This window comes from Streptomyces sp. NPDC037054, from assembly GCF_055606745.1.
Map to the genome: position 1 here is coordinate 460815 of NZ_JBVJSJ010000005.1, position 17852 is coordinate 478666.

The 17852-nt window shown below is 72.6% G+C and carries 15 protein-coding genes; 10 read left to right on the forward strand and 5 right to left on the reverse strand.

What is annotated here, in order from left to right; all coding sequences use genetic code 11:
• Window positions 1–13: 13 nt before the first annotated feature.
• The gene (locus tag ACZ7D7_RS15550; protein WP_470824766.1) at window positions 14–1444 is read right to left on the reverse strand and encodes a type III PLP-dependent enzyme domain-containing protein; all 1431 of its coding nucleotides are present in this window, start codon (window positions 1442–1444) and stop codon (window positions 14–16) included.
• A 129-nt stretch (window positions 1445–1573) separates the two neighbouring features.
• Here ACZ7D7_RS15550 and hutU point away from each other — a divergent pair, with 129 nt between their 5' ends.
• From hutU to hutI, 4 genes are all read left to right on the forward strand, one after another.
• Window positions 1574–3238 (forward strand): urocanate hydratase, encoded by a 1665-nt coding sequence (gene hutU / locus ACZ7D7_RS15555; RefSeq protein ID WP_470824767.1) that lies wholly within the window; start codon window positions 1574–1576, stop codon window positions 3236–3238.
• Window positions 3239–3348: 110 nt separating this feature from the next.
• Window positions 3349–4551, forward strand: coding sequence for an allantoate amidohydrolase (locus ACZ7D7_RS15560; RefSeq protein ID WP_470824768.1), 1203 nt, complete (start codon window positions 3349–3351; stop codon window positions 4549–4551).
• Complete coding sequence (locus ACZ7D7_RS15565; RefSeq protein ID WP_470824769.1) at window positions 4548–5888, forward strand: formimidoylglutamate deiminase; 1341 nt, start codon at window positions 4548–4550, stop codon at window positions 5886–5888. Before ACZ7D7_RS15560 ends, ACZ7D7_RS15565 begins: the two co-directional genes overlap by 4 nt.
• Window positions 5889–5908: 20 nt before the next feature.
• Window positions 5909–7081 (forward strand): imidazolonepropionase, encoded by a 1173-nt coding sequence (gene hutI / locus ACZ7D7_RS15570; RefSeq protein WP_470824770.1) that lies wholly within the window; start codon window positions 5909–5911, stop codon window positions 7079–7081.
• Between the two features lie 139 nt (window positions 7082–7220).
• Here hutI and ACZ7D7_RS15575 read toward each other — a convergent pair whose 3' ends face one another.
• Both ACZ7D7_RS15575 and ACZ7D7_RS15580 read right to left on the reverse strand, forming a co-directional pair.
• On the reverse strand, window positions 7221–8792 hold the full coding sequence (locus tag ACZ7D7_RS15575) for an RICIN domain-containing protein (RefSeq protein ID WP_470824772.1): 1572 nt from the start codon (window positions 8790–8792) through the stop codon (window positions 7221–7223).
• 263 nt (window positions 8793–9055) lie between these two features.
• Window positions 9056–9982, reverse strand: a complete 927-nt coding sequence (locus ACZ7D7_RS15580; protein WP_470824773.1) for an RNA polymerase sigma factor SigF — start codon at window positions 9980–9982, stop codon at window positions 9056–9058.
• A 239-nt stretch (window positions 9983–10221) separates the two neighbouring features.
• Between ACZ7D7_RS15580 and ACZ7D7_RS15585 the strand changes: the two genes are divergently transcribed.
• Window positions 10222–10599: an STAS domain-containing protein gene (locus tag ACZ7D7_RS15585; RefSeq protein WP_470824775.1), complete on the forward strand. Its 378-nt coding sequence runs from the start codon at window positions 10222–10224 to the stop codon at window positions 10597–10599.
• Window positions 10600–10842: 243 nt separating this feature from the next.
• Window positions 10843–11460 (forward strand): ATP-binding protein, encoded by a 618-nt coding sequence (locus tag ACZ7D7_RS15590; RefSeq protein ID WP_470824776.1) that lies wholly within the window; start codon window positions 10843–10845, stop codon window positions 11458–11460.
• 165 nt (window positions 11461–11625) lie between these two features.
• Here the strand turns inward: ACZ7D7_RS15590 and ACZ7D7_RS15595 are convergent, their stop codons facing one another.
• The gene (locus ACZ7D7_RS15595) at window positions 11626–13122 is read right to left on the reverse strand and encodes an oligopeptide:H+ symporter (RefSeq protein WP_470824777.1); all 1497 of its coding nucleotides are present in this window, start codon (window positions 13120–13122) and stop codon (window positions 11626–11628) included.
• A gap of 348 nt (window positions 13123–13470) precedes the next feature.
• Between ACZ7D7_RS15595 and ACZ7D7_RS15600 the strand changes: the two genes are divergently transcribed.
• Together ACZ7D7_RS15600 and ACZ7D7_RS15605 are read left to right on the forward strand one after the other, a co-directional pair.
• Window positions 13471–14148 carry a response regulator transcription factor gene (locus tag ACZ7D7_RS15600; RefSeq protein ID WP_470824779.1) on the forward strand — a complete coding sequence of 226 codons (678 nt, stop codon included), beginning with the start codon at window positions 13471–13473 and terminating at the stop codon, window positions 14146–14148.
• Between the two features lie 66 nt (window positions 14149–14214).
• Window positions 14215–15492 carry an ATP-binding protein gene (locus tag ACZ7D7_RS15605; protein WP_470824780.1) on the forward strand — a complete coding sequence of 426 codons (1278 nt, stop codon included), beginning with the start codon at window positions 14215–14217 and terminating at the stop codon, window positions 15490–15492.
• A gap of 21 nt (window positions 15493–15513) precedes the next feature.
• Here the strand turns inward: ACZ7D7_RS15605 and ACZ7D7_RS15610 are convergent, their stop codons facing one another.
• Window positions 15514–16020, reverse strand: coding sequence for a GtrA family protein (locus ACZ7D7_RS15610; RefSeq protein ID WP_470824844.1), 507 nt, complete (start codon window positions 16018–16020; stop codon window positions 15514–15516).
• A gap of 163 nt (window positions 16021–16183) precedes the next feature.
• On the opposite strand from ACZ7D7_RS15610, the gene ACZ7D7_RS15615 reads away from it, so the two are divergent.
• Together ACZ7D7_RS15615 and purE are read left to right on the forward strand one after the other, a co-directional pair.
• Entirely contained in the window at window positions 16184–17323 is a 1140-nt protein-coding gene (locus ACZ7D7_RS15615) for a 5-(carboxyamino)imidazole ribonucleotide synthase (protein WP_470824781.1), read from the forward strand.
• Entirely contained in the window at window positions 17320–17847 is a 528-nt protein-coding gene (purE, locus tag ACZ7D7_RS15620; protein ID WP_470824783.1) for a 5-(carboxyamino)imidazole ribonucleotide mutase, read from the forward strand. Before ACZ7D7_RS15615 ends, purE begins: the two co-directional genes overlap by 4 nt.
• Window positions 17848–17852 lie beyond the last annotated feature (5 nt).

Here is a 17852-nt window from a genome sequence, read left to right on the forward strand (position 1 = left end):
CCGCCCCGTCACGTCAGTCGGCGGTGCCCTCCGTGAGGGCGGTGAGGGACGCGGCGTGTGCGCCGCCGGACTCCGCCACGATCTCCTCCACCGTCTGCGGCTCGCGCACCGTCGCGAACGCGACGCCCCCGCCGCCGTCCGGGGCGAAGCCGTAGATCCCGGGCCGCGCCAGCGAGTTGTACGCGTAGTGGTGCGCGAAGTAGTACGCGCCCGTGTCCAGCGCTGCCGCGTAGTCGTCCTGCTCCAGCAGTGGCAGCGCCCGCCCGGCCGCGAGCAGGTCGCCCGCGAAACAGGCCGGTCCGGCGACGTCCTGCACCACGTCCGGCCCGGACTTGGGCCGGCCCTTGGCGTCGTAGGCCGCTATGCGCAGCGGCCAGGCCGCCGGCGCGTACACCGTCCGCGTCGCGATCTGCACGCCCGCGTGCGTCACCGCCACCGGCCGGCCGCCCGCCGTCTTCGCGTACTCGACCCGCGCCACCACCGTCCCGTGCTTGGCCAGCAGCGACCGCCCGAACTCGGTGACCAGCCCGTACCGCCCGTCGAACAGCCCCGGCACCACCTCCCGCAGCAGCCGCGCGTACTGCGCGTACGTCGGTGTCGTCTCGTCGGAGGCGAAGTTCACCGGCAGTCCGCCGCCGATGTCGACGGTGTCGATCCGCCGCTCGCCCGCGCGCCGGTTGATCTCCTCCGCGAGCGCGTACGTCTCCGCCACGCCCTGGGCCATCAGCGACAGCGGGATGCCCTGCGAGCCGGTGTGCGCGTGCAGCCGCGTCAGCCACGGCCGGTCCAGGCACGCCCGCACGACCCACTCGCGGGCGCCGTCGTCGCGCAGCGCCACCCCGAACTTCGAGGTCGCCGTCGCCGTGGACAACGCCTCGATGGACCCCGCGCCGACCTGCGGGTTCACCCGGATCCCGACGGGGGAGCGGCTGGTCGCGGAGGCCATGAGGGCGTCCACGCGGTCCAGCTCCTGGGGGTTGTCCACGTTGACGGCGATGCCGAGCGCCAGTGCCTCGCGCAGTTCCGCCGGGGTCTTCGCCGGCGAGTCGAGGACCGTGCGGTCCGGCGGCAGCCCCGCCGCCCTCGCCAGCGCCAGCTCGCCCGGGCTCGCCACCTCCGCGCCGAGGCCCGCCTCGCGCAGCAGCCGCAGCACCGGCACCAGCGGGGTCGCCTTCACCGCGAACGCGTGCAGCACGGGCGTGCCCGGCGCCGTCACCGCCTCGAACGCCGCCCGCAGCCCGGCCGCCGACTCCCGTATCCCGTCCACGTCGAGGAGCCCCACGATGGGCCGGTCCGGTCCCAGCAGGCCCTGGTCCACGGCGGCCCGCACCGCCTCGTCCCGCCGCGCCGCCCGGTCCGTGACGTCGCCGGTGCCGCTCCGCCGGGTGCTGTCCTCGTGTCCGTCGCTCACGCCGTCCCCCGTCATGCCGTTGCTCGACCGCATGGGTCCAGCCAAACATCCGCGACGCGCCGCCGCTGGCGCACGACCGTATTGACTAGCTCTATTCATCGAGTCAAGATGTGAATATCTCTAGCAAGGCCCGCCGCATCATCGTCCGCTGGGAGGCAACCCGTGTCAGGACCCCGCCCCGTACGCTCGCCGCGCGGTACGGAACTGAGCGCCCTGGGATGGCAGCAGGAGGCCGCCCTCCGGATGCTGCAGAACAACCTCGACCCGGAGGTCGCCGAGCACCCCGACAAGCTCGTCGTCTACGGCGGCACCGGCAAGGCGGCCCGCGACTGGCGGTCCTTCGACGCCATGGTCCGCACCCTCCAGGGCCTCAAGCAGGACGAGACGATGCTCGTCCAGTCCGGCCGCCCCGTCGGCGTCATGCAGACCCACGAGTGGGCCCCGCGCGTGCTCATCGCCAACTCCAACCTCGTCGGCGACTGGGCCACCTGGGAGGAGTTCCGCCGCCTGGAGCAGCTCGGCCTGACCATGTACGGCCAGATGACCGCCGGCTCCTGGATCTACATCGGCACCCAGGGCATCCTCCAGGGCACCTACGAGACCTTCGCCGCCGTCGCCGCGAAGAAGTTCGGCGGCACCCTCGCCGGGACCATCACCCTCACCGCCGGCCTCGGCGGCATGGGCGGCGCCCAGCCCCTCGCCGTCACCATGAACGACGGCGTCGCCCTCTGCGTCGACTGCGACCCCCGCGCCATCGACCGCCGCATCGAGCACCGCTACCTCGACGTGAAGGCCGACTCGCTCGACCACGCCCTCCAGCTCGCCGTCGAGGCCCGCGACCAGCGCCGGCCGCTGTCCATCGGCGTCCTCGGCAACGCCGCCGAGCTCGTCCCGCAGCTGCTCGCCATGGGCGCCCCCGTCGACATCGTCACCGACCAGACCTCGGCCCACGACCCGCTGTCCTACCTGCCGCTCGGTGTGGCCTTCGAGGACATGGCCGAGGCCGCCGCGAAGGACCCGGCCGGCTTCACCACCCGCGCCCGCGAGTCCATGGCCCGGCACGTCGAGGCCATGGTCGGCTTCATGGACGCCGGCGCCGAGGTCTTCGACTACGGCAACTCCATCCGCGGCGAGGCCCGACTCGCCGGGTACGACCGGGCGTTCGCCTTCCCCGGCTTCGTCCCCGCCTACATCCGGCCGCTGTTCTGCGAGGGCAAGGGCCCGTTCCGCTGGGCCGCGCTGTCCGGCGACCCGGCCGACATCGCCCGGACCGACGAGGCGATCCTCGACCTCTTCCCGGAGAACGAGTCGCTGGCCCGATGGATCAGGATGGCCGGCGAGCGGGTGCACTTCCAGGGGCTGCCCGCGCGCATCTGCTGGCTCGGCTACGGCGAGCGGGACAAGGCCGGCGAGCGGTTCAACGAGATGGTCGCCGACGGCACGCTGAAGGCGCCGGTCGTCATCGGCCGCGACCACCTCGACTGCGGCTCCGTCGCCTCCCCGTACCGGGAGACCGAGGCGATGCTCGACGGGTCCGACGCGATCGCGGACTGGCCGCTGCTGAACGCCATGGTGAACGTGGCGTCCGGCGCGTCGTGGGTGTCCCTGCACCACGGGGGCGGTGTGGGCATGGGGCGGTCGATCCACGCCGGTCAGGTCACGGTGGCCGACGGGACGGCGCTGGCGGGGGAGAAGATCCGGCGGGTGCTGACGAACGACCCCGGGATGGGGGTCGTCCGGCACGTGGACGCGGGGTACGAGATCGCGGACGCGGTCGCCTCGGAGCGGGGGGTCCGGGTGCCGATGCGTGAGGGCGGGTCGGCGTGAGGGGCGGCAACTCCTCGGTGGGGGCCGATGGTTCGTCGCCGTCCGCCGGTCCGGCTGTGCCCACCCTCCCGCACTCCCCCCTTCGGTCGAGTGGATCGTCCTTCCAGGAGATGTGGCGGGAACTGGCGCCCCTCGGGCGGCACTCCGCGTCCCAGGGCTACCGGCGGTTCGCCTGGACGTCCGCCGATGCCGACTGCCGGGCCTGGTTCGAGGCCCAGGCCCGGAGCCGGGGACTGGACTACGAGGTCGACCGGAACGGGAACCAGTGGGCCTGGGCCGGTGATCCCGCCGACGGGGACGCCGTCGTCACGGGGTCGCACCTCGACTCCGTGCCCGACGGAGGCGCCTTCGACGGCCCCCTCGGCGTCGTGTCCTCCTTCGCCGCCCTCGACGAACTGCGCGGCAGGAACGCGCGGTTCACCAGGCCGCTCGGCATCGTCAACTTCGGTGACGAGGAAGGCGCCCGCTTCGGCCTGGCCTGCGTCGGATCGCGGCTCACCGCCGGGCAGCTCACCGTCGAGCAGGCCCACCTGCTCACCGACGGCGACGGGGTCACCCTGCCCCGGGCCATGGAGACCGCCGGATACGACCCCGAGGCCATCGGGCCCGACCCGGAGCGCCTCGACCGCATCGGCGCCTTCGTGGAACTCCACGTCGAGCAGGGCCGCGCCCTCGACCTGAGCGGCGATCCCGTCGGCATCGCGAGCGCCATCTGGCCGCACGGGCGGTGGCGGTTCGACTTCCGGGGCGAGGCCAACCACGCCGGCACCACCCGCCTCGCCGACCGGCGCGACCCCATGCTGTCGTACGCCGAGACCGTGCTCGCCGCCCGGCGCGAGGCCGAACTCGCCGGTGCCGTCGCCACGTTCGGGAAGATCGCCGTGGAGCCGAACGGCGTCAACGCGATCCCGTCCCTGGTGCGCGGCTGGCTCGACTCCCGCGCCGCCGACCAGGCGAGCCTCGACACCGTCGTCGGCGGCGTCGAGAAGGCCGCCCGCGAGTACGCCACGGCGCACGGCGTCGACCTCGACGTCGTCCGGGAGTCCTTCACGCCCGTCGTCGAGTTCGACCACGCCCTGCGCGACGAACTCGCCCGCATCCTCGGCACGGACACCGACCTCACGGTGCCCGTCCTCGGCACGGGCGCGGGACACGACGCCGGGATCCTGTCCGGACGCGTCCCGACCGCCATGCTGTTCGTGCGCAACCCCACGGGCGTCTCGCACTCCCCGGCCGAGTTCGCCGCCGAGGACGACTGCGTGGCCGGGGTGCTCGCACTCGCCGACGTACTGGAAGGGCTGGCCTGCCGGTGACCTCCCCGACGACCTACTGGCTCGAACACGCCTGGCTCGGCACGCACGTCGAGCCGGGCGTCGCCCTGGACGTGGCCGACGGCCGCGTCGCCGCCGTCCGCACCGGCACCCCGGCCCCGCCGCCCGGCGCCGAGATCCTGCGCGGACTCACCCTCCCCGGCCTCGCCAACGCCCACAGCCACGCCTTCCACCGCGCCCTGCGCGGCACCGTCCAGGTCGGCTCCGGCACCTTCTGGACCTGGCGCGAGGTCATGTACTCCGTCGCCGACCGGCTGACCCCGGACACGTACCACGCGCTGGCCCGCGCCGCGTACGCCGAGATGGCCCTCGCCGGCATCACCGCCGTCGGCGAGTTCCACTACGTCCACCACGCCCCCGGCGGCACCCCCTACGCCGACCCGAACGCCATGGGCGAGGCGCTCGTCGCGGCCGCCGCCGAGGCCGGCGTCCGCATCACCCTCCTCGACACCTGCTACCTGTCGTCCGGCTTCGGCGAGCCGCCCACCACCCATCAGCTCCGCTTCTCCGACGGCACCGCGGACGCCTGGGCAGAACGCTGTTCACTTCTCAAGGAACGGGATCACGCGAGGATCGGCGCGGCGATCCACTCCGTACGGGCCGTGCCCGCCGGCCAGTTGGCGATCGTGGCGCGCTGGGCGGAGGAGCGGCGGGCCCCGCTGCACGTGCACCTGTCCGAGCAGACCGGCGAGAACGACGCCTGCCTCGCGGCCCACGGCCGCACCCCCAGCCGGCTCCTAGCCGACCACGGCGTGCTCGGACCGCGCACCACAGGCGTCCACAACACGCATCTCACCGACGAGGACGTCGCGCTGCTCGGCGGCAGCGGGACCGGCACCTGCATGTGCCCCACCACCGAACGCGACCTCGCCGACGGCATCGGGCCCGCCGCCGCCCTTCAGCGCGCCGGATCCCCGCTGTCGCTCGGCTCCGACAGCCACGCCGTGGTCGACCTGCTCGAAGAGGCCCGCGCGATGGAGCTGAACGAGCGCCTGCGCACCCGCACCCGCGGCCACTGGACCGCCGCCGCGCTGCTGCGGGCCGCCACCGCCGACGGGCATGCCGCGCTCGGCTGGCACGAGGCGGGCACCATCGAACCCGGCGCGCTCGCCGACCTCACGACGATCGCGCTCGACTCGGTCAGAACAGCGGGACCACTGCCCCGGCTCGGCGCCGAGACGGCCGTATTCGCCGCGACGGCAGCGGACGTACGGCACACGATCGTGGCCGGGCGGCACGTCGTACGCGACGGGGCGCACACGCTCGTCCCCGACGTGCCGCGAGCCCTGTCGCGAGCCGTCGAAGCACTCCGCGCCTGACGACCACCCACGAGGACGCCATGAGCAGCACTGTCATCACCAACATCGCCACGCTGGTCACCAACGACCCCTCCCTCGGCGACGGATCCCCCCTCGGTCTGATCCAGGACGCGGCCGTCGTCGTCGACGGCGACCGCGTCGCGTGGACCGGTGAATCAAGCAAAGCACCCGCCACTGACAACCGGGTCGACGCCGAGGGCCGCGCGGTGCTCCCGGGCTTCGTGGACTCCCACTCCCACCTCGTCTTCGCGGGCGACCGGACGCGGGAGTTCAACGCCCGGATGTCGGGGCGGCCCTACAGCGCGGGCGGTATCCGCACCACGGTCGCCGCGACCCGGGCGGCGACGGACGCCGCGCTCGAGGCCAACCTCACCCGCTACCTCGCCGAGGCCCTCCGCCAGGGCACCACCACCTTCGAGACCAAGTCGGGCTACGGCCTGACCGTCGAGGACGAGGCCCGCGCCCTGCGCATCGCGTCCGCCCACACCGACGAGGTTACCTTCCTCGGCGCCCACATCGTCTCCCCGGACCACGCCGACGACCCCGCCGCCTACGTCGCCCTCGTGACCGGCGAGATGCTCGACGCCTGCGCCCCGTACGCCCGTTGGATCGACGTCTTCTGCGAGAAGGGCGCCTTCGACGGCGACCAGGCCCGCGCGATCCTCACCGCGGGCAGGGCCAAGGGCCTGCACCCCCGCATCCACGCCAACCAGCTCTCCCACGGCCCCGGCGTGCAGCTCGCCGTGGAACTCGACGCGGCCAGCGCCGACCACTGCACCCACCTCACCGACGCCGACGTGGACGCCCTGGCCAGTGGGAACACGGTCGCCACGCTGCTGCCCGGCGCCGAGTTCTCCACCCGCGCCGCATGGCCGGACGCGCGCCGGCTGCTCGACGCCGGTGTCACGGTCGCGCTGTCGACGGACTGCAACCCCGGCTCGTCGTTCACGTCCTCCGTGCCGTTCTGCATCGCGCTCGCCGTGCGGGACATGGGGATGACGCCCGACGAGGCGGTGTGGTCGGCCACCGCGGGCGGCGCCGCGGCCCTGCGGCGCACCGACATCGGCCGCCTCACGCCCGGTGCCCGCGCCGACCTGACCGTCCTCGACGCCCCCAGCCACGTCCACCTGGCCTACCGGCCGGGCGTCCCGTTGGTCACCCAGGTGTGGCGGGCCGGCGCGCGGGTCGCCTGAACGCCCCGATGGGCGGCCCGGATTGCCGCCACCGGGCCCGGCCACGGCCGATTCACCGCGCCTCCGCCCGTGACGCGACTGGTCACCGGGTCCGGCCGGGCAGGGCCGCTTCACCGAACTCCGCCCCGGCGACGGCCGGTCACCGCGCCCCGGCCCTCCACCGCTGATCGCCGTCCCCGTCCAGCGTGCGCAGCGCCACCCCGTACCCGTCCGGTTCCGCCGCCGTGTCGAAGGCGATGGCCGGGCGGATGCGGCCCTCGTCGTCCACGGCGAACCGCAGGTTCGCGCCGTTGCGCCCGTCGACCGAGTCGCACTCCCAGATGCCGACGCCGCGTTCCACCGAACCGCGGCTGTCCAGGCAGTAGTCGGAGTCGGCGTACGACTGCACCACGCCCCGCCCGGAGTCGACCCGCCAGCGCTGCGTCGGCGAGGACGAGCAGGGCGCCGTGATCACGTCCGTGCCCTTCTCCATGTGGCCGTCGCGGATGTCCAGGCAGAGACCGGTCGCGACGTTCACCACCTGCGCGTAGGAGCTGCCCGGCGGGTGCGTCGGCGCGGGCGGCTTCGGAGTGGGCCGCGGGCGGGCGGTCCGCGTCGGCGTCGGACTCTTCGACGGCGAGGGGGACGTGGAGGTCTTCGAGGCCGACGGTGACGGGGACCGCGAGGGCGACGGGGAGGCCGTCGGCGACGGCGGAACCGTGGCCGTCACCGTCACGGGCGGCGGTCCGGACGGGCTGCTGTCCGTGCCCACCGGCTCCTGGTCGGGGGCGCCGCCGCCCAGCAGGAACAGCAGCAGCGGGGCCAGGGCCACGCCCAGGGCGGCGGAGGCCAGCGCGAAGCGGCGCGACGGGGGCCACGCCTCGTCCGAGGCCCGGATCGCGGGCGGCGCCGCGGGCTCGGTGCCCTGCGCGTAGGCCGTGCCCGCCCACGGCAGCAGTCCCTCGGCCAGCGTGGTGCGCGGGTTGTCGCGCAGCGCGCACTGCTCCTCGTAACCGGCGGTGCAGTGCGGGCAGCGTGCCATGTGGGTGTGCAGGTCGGCGCCGCCCCGGGGACCGTCGGGCCGTACCGCCTCCTCGATGAGCCGCTGGTAGTCCGCGCAGCGCACGTCGTGGGAGGCGGCGAGCCGCGACCGCAGGCACGAGCGCGCCAGGGTGTGCAGCGCCGTCGAGGTGCCGTACGTGACGTCCTCGCGGTTGACGCCGAGCAGTACGGCGGTGCGGTCCGCGCTCTCCTGCTCGACGACGCCGTACCAGACGAGGCCCTGCGCGCGGGGCGGCAGATTGCGGAACGCGGTGAGCAGCGGCGGGACGGGGCCGCCGGGGCCCGCGGTGTTCAGCACGAGCAGCAGCCCGGGGTCGAGCCCGCCCGACCGGTCGTCGGCGGCCCACTCGCGCGTCAACTCACCGGCCAGCAGCAGGAGTCGGTGCCGCAGAGGGCCCCCGGCGTCGGTACCGCGCGCGATCTCGCGGGCCGCCCGCGTGAAGGCGTGGGCGGGGAGCTGCCGGGCGGAGGACTCACCGGCCGTGCACAGGCGGGCGTAGGCCAGCAGGGCCGCACTGTGCCTGGCCCGCAGCTCCTGGAGCGCGGGATAGGCGGTGGCGGTGTCGGCGCGCAGCAGCTCGGTCAGCCGGGCGTCGGACGCGTCGGTGTGTGTGCCGGTTCCGGGCCGGGCGTCGTGGTCGGTCCCGTCGGTCCCGTCGGCCCGAGCCATCCAGCTGCCTCCTCTTCCGCCCCGCCGTGCGCGGCGTCACACGCGCCGGCCTGACGTACCGACCGGTTGGGCGGTGCCCATAGTGGAGGAAGCCGTGAGGGGAGGAAAGGGTTTCTCCGGGTAACTCCGACGGGTTTCGCGGGGTAAGCGCATTCCCCGCCGGGGAGGCCGGAGTTCCGCGCGGGCGGAGCGCCAAAGGAACAACCCGGCCCGCGTCGGGCCGGGTTGTTCCGAAGTCTGGGGCGCCCACCGCGGGCGGGGTGTCAGTCCTCGACGGTCAGTCCCTTGCGCAGCCGCACCAGGGTCCGTGACAGCAGCCGCGAGACGTGCATCTGGGAGATGCCGAGTTCGTCGCCGATCTCCGACTGGGTCATGCCCGCGACGAAGCGGAGGGAGAGGATCTTCCGGTCCCGGGGCGGGAGCTCGGCGATCAGCGGCTTCAGGGACTCGACGTACTCGATGCCCTCGAGTCCGTGGTCCTCGTAGCCGATGCGGTCGGCGAGGGCGCCCTCGGCATCGCCCTCCTCCGGCTGCGCGTCCAGGGAGCTGGCGGTGTAGGCGTTGGACGCCGCCATGCCCTCGACGACCTCGTCGTTGGAGATGCCGAGCCGTTCCGCCAGTTCGGGCACCGTCGGCGCGCGGTCCAGCTGCTGGGCGAGCTCGTCCCCGGCCTTGGCCAGGTCGAGCCGGAGCTCCTGCAGACGCCGCGGCACGCGCACGGACCACGACGTGTCGCGGAAGAAGCGCTTGATCTCGCCGATGATGGTCGGCATCGCGAAAGTGGGGAACTCGACACCACGGCTGAGTTCGAAGCGGTCGATCGCCTTGATCAGGCCGATGGTGCCGACCTGGATGATGTCCTCCATCGGCTCGCTGCGGGAGCGGAACCGGGAGGCGGCGAACTTGACGAGCGCGAGGTTGAGTTCGACGAGCGTGTTGCGCACGTACGAGTACTCGTGCGTGCCTTCCTCCAGCGACTCCAGGCGCTCGAAGAGGGTCTTGGACAGGGCTCGCGCGTCGTCCGGTGCGACCTCGTCGTACGGGGGGATGTCCGGAAGTCCGGCGAGCAGGTCGTCCGCCAGGGCGCCGACGTCGTCGCGCTCGATGGGATCCAGATGTTCCGGAGGGGATGTCGACGTCGCTTTGTGGGTAGGCGATCCGTCGAGCCGGGGTGACATGATGTCCTCCATCGTTCTCGGCATATGGCTGCCGAAGCCAATACGTGCACTGCGGTGTGCGGCGCCTCCAAAGCCGGCCGTGTTCGGGTACGTGTCCTTACTAGCCCTACCCGCTTTACCAGGGCGATCGCAAGTGCGTTCTATCCTGGTATGTCCGGTTTCAGGGGTTGTTCGGCTGTCGAAGCCCTGCCGGAAGGCGTAGTGTTCGAGGGCGTCAGCAAGCAGCCACGACGTCGGGAGAGAGAGACGGCATGGACCGCGGGACGGTCGGCAGCGCACAGTCGGGCCGGCTCTTGGTAGAGGTGCGGGAAGAGGGCCCCAGTGCCGTCGTGACCCCGGCGGGTGAGTTGGACCACCACACCGCCGATCTGTTGCGCGAGCCACTCGAGGCATGCATCGCCAAGGGCTTCACAAGGCTGGTCATCGACTGCTCGCGCCTGGAGTTCTGTGACTCCACGGGGCTCAACGTGCTCCTCGGCGCGAGGCTGAAGGCGGAGGCCGGCGGCGGCGGGGTGCACCTCGCGGCCATGCAGCCGGTGGTGGCCCGGGTGTTCGAGATCACGGGTGCGGAAGCGGTCTTCACCGTTCACGACACCCTCAAGGACGCCCTGGCCGGCGAGGCCGGCTGAGCCGGCGGCCGGGTCGTGGCCATGCCCCGCTCGTCACCATGTGACCGGCGTATCTCTTCTGTCACGTCATCCGTGCCGAAGACAGGGGTGTTCTGCTGCAACGGCAGGGCAGGAGACAACCTGGGCCGGTCGGCCGCCGAGGCGGCCCGGACGCCGTGGGGTGACATGGGACACGGGCCGCGCGACCGGCAGTGCAGAGACGTTGAGAATCGTGAACTGGTGAATCGGTGAGGTGAAGCGCTGATGAGCACCACCCGGCCTTACCCGCCGGGCGACCGCGGTCCGGAGCCCAGCGGCGCTTCCGGGGCGTCCGACGGGGGCGTACCGGCGACCGGGGCGCCCGAGCGCGGCCTGTCGGCGACGGCTCAGGGGGGCCAGGACGGAGTGCCGGCGGCCGGCGGCTCCGACCGGGGCCCGGTCGCCGCCGTGCCGTCCGTGGCGTCCGAGGGGCGGCGGCAGGTCCGCAGGCTGAGCTTCGAGGGCCAGAGCGGGGTGGTGCCGCTCGCGCGCGACTTCACCCGCCAGGCGCTGTACGCGTGGGGCTGGCTGCCCGCCGCGACCGCCGACCAGCGGGCCGCGGCGGAGGACGTGCTGCTGGTCGTCTCCGAACTGGTCACCAACGCCTGTCTGCACGCCGAGGGCCCGGACCAGCTGTGGATCGCCTGCGACAACAAGGTGATCCGCCTGGAGGTCTCCGACCGCGGCACGGGCCAGCCGGCGCCGCGCACTCCGCACCGCGCCGGGCGGCCCGGCGGCCACGGCATGTTCATCGTCCAGCGGCTCTGCCTGGACTGGGGCGTCGTACGGACCCCCGGTGTCGCGGGCAAGACCGTGTGGGCGGAACTCGGGGCACCCGCGTAACAGCCGCCGCCCGGGCGCCCGAGAGCGCACGCCGCGACGAGCGCGTACGGGGCACGCGGCACAACGACGAAGGGTTACTGCACGCACGCGGCACAACGACGAAGGGCCGCCGCACCACGAGGTGCGGCGGCCCTTTCCCGTCGGGCGGGTCGGGCGGGGCGTGCGTCAGCGGACGTCGCCCATGAGTGCCTTGACCTTGTTGCGGTACATCCACACCGCGCCACCGGCGACCACGGCGAGCGTGGCCTCCAGGGCGACGATGCCCGTCTTGTTCAGGTCCACCCCGGCGATGGAGAGCAGGCCGGTGGTGGCGTCACCGGCGGTGACGGCCAGGAACCAGACGCCCATCATCTGCGAGGCGTACTTCGCGGGCGCCATCTTCGTGGTGACCGACAGGCCGACCGGGGAGAGCAGCAGCTCACCGACGGTCTGCGTGAAGTAGATCGCCACCAGCCACAGCGCGGCCGCCTTGTGGCCGCCGTCGGCGATGGACAGCGGGGCCAGGAAGAGGAAGAAGGACACGCCGACCAGGACGAGGCCCGAGGCGAACTTCACGATCGTGCTCGGCTCCTTGCCGCGCCGGTTCAGCGCCAGCCAGAACCAGGCGAACAACGGGGCCAGCGCCATGATCAGGACCGGGTTGACCGACTGGTACCAGGAGACCGGGAACTCCCAGCCCAGCACGCTGTTGTCGGCGGAGGAGTCGGCGAAGATCGACAGGGTCGAGCCGCCCTGGTCGTAGATCATCCAGAACACGGCGGCGGCGACGAAGAACCAGATGTACGCGGACATCTTCGACTGCTCGGCGCGGTCGAGTTCCTTGTCGCGCTTGATGTTGACCAGCACCATCACCGGGATGATCACGCCGAGCAGGGTCAGCGGGACCAGGATCCAGTTCAGCGTGTACGAGCCGGAGAAGCCGACGATCGCGTAGAAGACGGCGGCGATGCCGGCCCAGATCGCGGCCTTGCGCAGCGTGGACGTCTTCTCGGCCGCCGACAGCGGCTTCGGGACGACGCTGGAGCGGTCGGCCAGGTGGCGGCTGCCGAGCAGGAACTGCACGAGGCCCAGCGCCATGCCGAGCGCGGCGAGCGCGAAGCCCAGGTGCCAGTTGACGCTCTCACCGACGGTGCCGATGATCAGCGGCGCGGCGAAGGCACCGAGGTTGATGCCCATGTAGAACACGGTGAAGCCGCCGTCGCGGCGCGGGTCGTCCGGGCCGTCGTAGAGGTGGCCGACCATCGTGGAGATGTTGGCCTTCAGCAGACCCGAGCCGATCGCGACCAGGCCGAGGCCGGCGTAGAAGGTGCCGGAGGCGGGCAGGGCCAGCGTCAGGTGGCCCAGCATGATGACCGCGCCGGCGACGGCCACGGTCTTGCGGGGGCCCCAGACGCGGTCGCCGAACCAGCCGCCGGGCATCGCCAGCAGGTAGACCAGCGACACGTACACGGAGTAGATCGCCGTCGCCGTGCCGGCGTCGAGGTGCAGGCCGCCCGGTGCGACGAGGTACAGCGGGAGCAGAGCCCTCATGCCGTAGTAGGAGAAGCGCTCCCACATCTCGGTCATGAAGAGAGTGGCCAGTCCGCGGGGGTGGCCGAAGAAGGTCTTCTCGGACCCGGGGGTGCCCGGGGTGACCGAGTCCTTCGTCAGGCTGGACGCCATGGTCGATCCTTGCTGGTCGGGACGCGCTCCCGGATGTGATGCGCGCCCGGTGGGGGGAGCACATAAAAGTGACCTTCGGCGTCAAATGGCTCGCCAAAGGACCTCAGGTGCTACAGGCGGTGATTCACCCTACGTCAGGACACCGCCTGGTATGGAAGGGCTTGAGACACGGATCACAGGTGGCAGGGGAACCGCGGCCACTCATTCCAAGGTCCTTCTCAGGATCGCACCCCATACCCACAGGTCCGCCCACCGGCCCCCGAAGGTAAGAAGTCGGTGTGCCGGGGGTAAGGAACGACCTTGGCGATCACACCCCGGCTCTTGTCGTCGCGGGACTACCATCGCTCCATGACCCGTGTACTGCTCGCCGAGGACGACGCGTCCATCTCGGAGCCGCTGGCCCGCGCACTGCGCCGCGAAGGGTACGAGGTCGAGGTCCGCGAGGACGGACCCGCCGCACTCGACGCCGGGCTGCAGGGCGGCGTCGACCTGGTCGTGCTGGACCTCGGACTGCCGGGCATGGACGGCCTGGAGGTCGCCCGGCGGCTGCGCGCCGACGGCCACAGCGTGCCGATCCTCATCCTCACCGCGCGCGCCGACGAGGTCGACACCGTGGTGGGCCTGGACGCGGGCGCCGACGACTACGTCACCAAGCCCTTCCGGCTCGCCGAACTGCTCGCCCGGGTCCGCGCCCTGCTGCGGCGCGGCGCCGCCGAGCCCCACCAGCCCCCCGCCACGCACGGCGTGCGCATCGACGTCGAGTCGCACCGCGCCTGGATGGGGGAGGAGGAGCTCCAGCTCACCGCCAAGGAGTTCGACCTGCTGCGGGTGCTCGTGCGCGACGCCGGCCGGGTCGTCACACGGGACCAGCTGATGCGCGAGGTCTGGGACACCACCTGGTGGTCCTCCACCAAGACCCTCGACATGCACATCTCCTGGCTGCGCAAGAAGCTCGGCGACGACGCGGCGAACCCCCGCTACATCGCCACCGTCCGCGGCGTGGGCTTCCGCTTCGAGAAGAACTGAGCCCCGCCGGGGGCCTCACCGTCCGGGTTCCGTGAGGCCCGGCCCCGCACAGGCAAGTAAGAGGTCATGCGCCGCCGACTGATCCAGTCCACGCTCGCCGTGGTCCTCGTCGTGATCGCCGTCTTCGGCGTCTCCCTCGTCATCGTCGAGACCCGGACGATCAGCAACAGCGCCCAGGAGCGCGTGGAGTCCGAGGCGCTGCGCCTGGCCAGCATCGTCGACAGCCGGCTGCTCACCGCCGAGCGCGTCGACACCGAGGTGCTGCGCGCCCAGGTCGAGCAGGTCGCCCAGCAGCGCTACGCCGTGATCCGCATCCCGGGCGAGCGGCCCATGGTGATCGGCTCCAGGCCGGAGGGCGACGTCATCGAGGGCAGGGCCCTCGGCGAGGGCGGCGAGACCGTCGTCGTGGCGGAGCCGCGCTCGGAGGTGACCCGCGAGGTCGCCCGCACGCTGCTGATCATCGCAGCGGTGGCGCTGCTCGCGGTCGTCGCGGCGGTGCTGCTCGCGGTGCGCCAGGCCAACCGGCTCGCCTCCCCGCTCACCGACCTCGCCGAGACCGCCGAGCGCCTCGGCTCCGGCGACCCGCGACCCCGGCACCGGCGGTACGGCGTGCCCGAGCTGGACCGGGTGGCGGACGTGCTGGACGCCTCCGCCGAGCGCATCGCCCGCATGCTCACCGCCGAGCGGCGCCTGGCCGCCGACGCCTCCCACCAGCTGCGGACGCCGCTGACGGCGCTGTCGATGCGGCTGGAGGAGATCACCCTCACCGAGGACCTGGAGACGGTGAAGGACGAGGCGACGATCGCGCTGGCGCAGGTGGAGCGGCTCACCGACGTGGTGCAGCGGCTGCTGACGAACTCCCGCGACCCGCGCACCGGCTCCGCCGTCACCTTCGACCTGGACGAGGTCATCCAGCAGCAGCTCGCCGAGTGGCGGCCCGCCTACAGCAAGGCCGGCCGGGCGATCGTCAGCTCCGGCAAGCGGCACCTGGAGGCGGTCGGCACCCCGGGCGCGGTCGCGCAGGTACTGGCCGCGCTGATCGAGAACTCGCTGATGCACGGCGGCGGCACGGTCGCGCTGCGCACCCGCGTCACCGGCAACCAGGCCGTCATCGAGGTCACCGACGAGGGCCCCGGAGTGCCGCCGGACCTCGGGGCGCGGATCTTCGAGCGGACCATCAGCGGCCGCAACTCCACCGGCATCGGCCTGGCCGTGGCCCGTGACCTGGCGGAGGCCGACGGCGGGCGCCTGGAGATGCTCCAGACCAAGCCGCCGGTGTTCGGCCTGTTCCTGTCGCGGACGCCGCCGTCGAAGAAGGGCGCGGACGAGCCGACCGTGCGCTGAGCGGCCCGCGGGCGCCCCGGCTCAGGCCCGGACGCGCTGCTGCCGCTTCGCCTTCTCCCGTTCCTTCCTCAGGAGCGCGTCCACCTCGGCCGCCGTCCCGTGGGCGGGCAGCGCGCGAAAGACCCAGGTGCGGTACGACCAGAAGCGGAACAGGGTGGCGACGCCGATGCCGACGAACTTGAAGATGTTGTTCTGCAGCGGCGTGTTCCAGCCGAAGCCGTACGTCGCCACGTACAGCACGCCGTTCTCGATCACCAGGCCGACGGCGCTGAACAGCAGGAACAGGGTCAGTTCCCGGGTGCGGCCGCTCTTGTCGCGGTCCCGGTAGGTGAAGTAGCGGAAGCCGACGTAGTTGAAGGCGATGGCGACGACGGTCGCGATGACGCCCGCCCGCACCACCTGGAGGTCGGTCAGGTGCCGCACCAGGTTGAAGACGAGGAGGTTGACCAGCACACCGGCTCCGCCCACGGCGCCGAACTTGGCGACTTCGTGGACGATCCGTCGGAGCCCCGAGGAGCCGCGTTCCATGGTCGTGCAGGCCCCCGTCTTGTCGGTTGCGTCAACCAAGCCATGCTATCCACCCCTCCGCGCGATCTTCCTGGTGGACGACGCGGGGCGGGGCCGCACGGCCGGTTCTGGGCCCTGGTGGTCCGGAAACCGGTCATGCCGGCGTGGCCGATACCCTAGGGGTGTGACGTTCCCCGTAGTCGGCATGGTCGGCGGTGGTCAGCTCGCTCGTATGACGCACGAGGCGGGCATCCCGTTGGGCATCAGGTTCAAGCTCCTCAGTGACACTCCCCAGGACTCCGCGGCACAGGTCGTGAGCGACGTCGTCATCGGCGACTATCGCGACCTGGACACGCTGCGTGACTTCGCGCGCGGTTGTGACGTGATCACCTTCGATCACGAGCACGTGCCCACCGAGCACCTCAGGGCCCTGGAGGCGGACGGCATCCCCGTGCGCCCCGGCCCCGACGCGCTTCAGCACGCCCAGGACAAGGGCGTGATGCGCGCGCGGCTCACCGCGATCGGCGTGCCCTGCCCGCGGCACAGGATCGTCTCCGATCCGCAGGACGTGGCCGCGTTCGCGGCGGAGGGCGACGGCTTCCCCGTCGTCCTCAAGACGGTCCGCGGCGGCTACGACGGCAAGGGCGTGTGGGTCGTGGACTCCGCCGAGGAGGCCGCCGAGCCGTTCCGGGCCGGCGTCCCGGTCCTCGCCGAGGAGAAGGTCGACTTCGTGCGCGAGCTGGCGGCCAACGTGGTCCGCTCCCCGCACGGCCAGGCCGTGGCGTACCCGGTCGTGGAGTCCCGGCAGGTGAACGGCGTGTGCGACACGGTGATCGCGCCCGCCCCCGACCTCGACGAGGGCCTCGCGCTGCGCGCCGAGGAGATGGCGCTGACCATCGCGAAGGAACTCGGCGTCGTCGGCCACCTCGCCGTCGAGCTGTTCCAGACCCGCGACGGCCGCGTCCTCGTCAACGAGCTGGCCATGCGCCCGCACAATTCCGGCCACTGGTCGATGGACGGCGCGATCACCAGCCAGTTCGCCAACCACGTGCGCGCCGTCCTCGACCTCCCGCTCGGCGACCCGCGCCCGCGCGCGAAGTGGACGGTCATGGTCAACGTCCTCGGCGGCGACTACCCCGACATGTACTCCGCGTACCTGCACTGCATGGCCCGCGACCCCCAGCTCAAGATCCACATGTACGGCAAGGACGTGAAGCCCGGCCGCAAGGTGGGCCACGTCAACACCTACGGCGACGACCTGGACGACGTGCTGGAGCGCGCCCGTCACGCTGCCGGCTACCTGAGAGGCACGATCACCGAATGAGCAGCCCCGTTGTCGGCATCGTCATGGGTTCGGACTCCGACTGGCCCGTCATGGAGGCCGCCGCCAAGGCCCTGGACGAGTTCGAGGTCGCGTACGAGGTCGACGTCGTCTCCGCGCACCGCATGCCGCGCGAGATGGTCGCGTACGGCGAGCAGGCCGCCGAGCGCGGCCTGAAGGTGATCGTCGCGGGCGCGGGCGGCGCCGCGCACCTGCCCGGCATGCTCGCCTCGGTCACGCCGCTGCCCGTGATCGGCGTGCCCGTGCCGCTGAAGTACCTCGACGGCATGGACTCCCTGCTGTCCATCGTGCAGATGCCGGCCGGCGTGCCCGTGGCGACGGTCTCCGTCGGCGGTGCCCGCAACGCCGGTCTGCTCGCGGCCCGCATCCTCGCCGCGCACGACGAGGAACTCCTCGGCCGCATGCGGGAGTTCCAGCAGGACCTGAACGACCAGGCCACCGAGAAGGGCAAGCGGCTGCGCGCCAAGGTCGAGAGCGGCTCGGCCGGCTTCGGCTTCGGGAAGTGACGCGG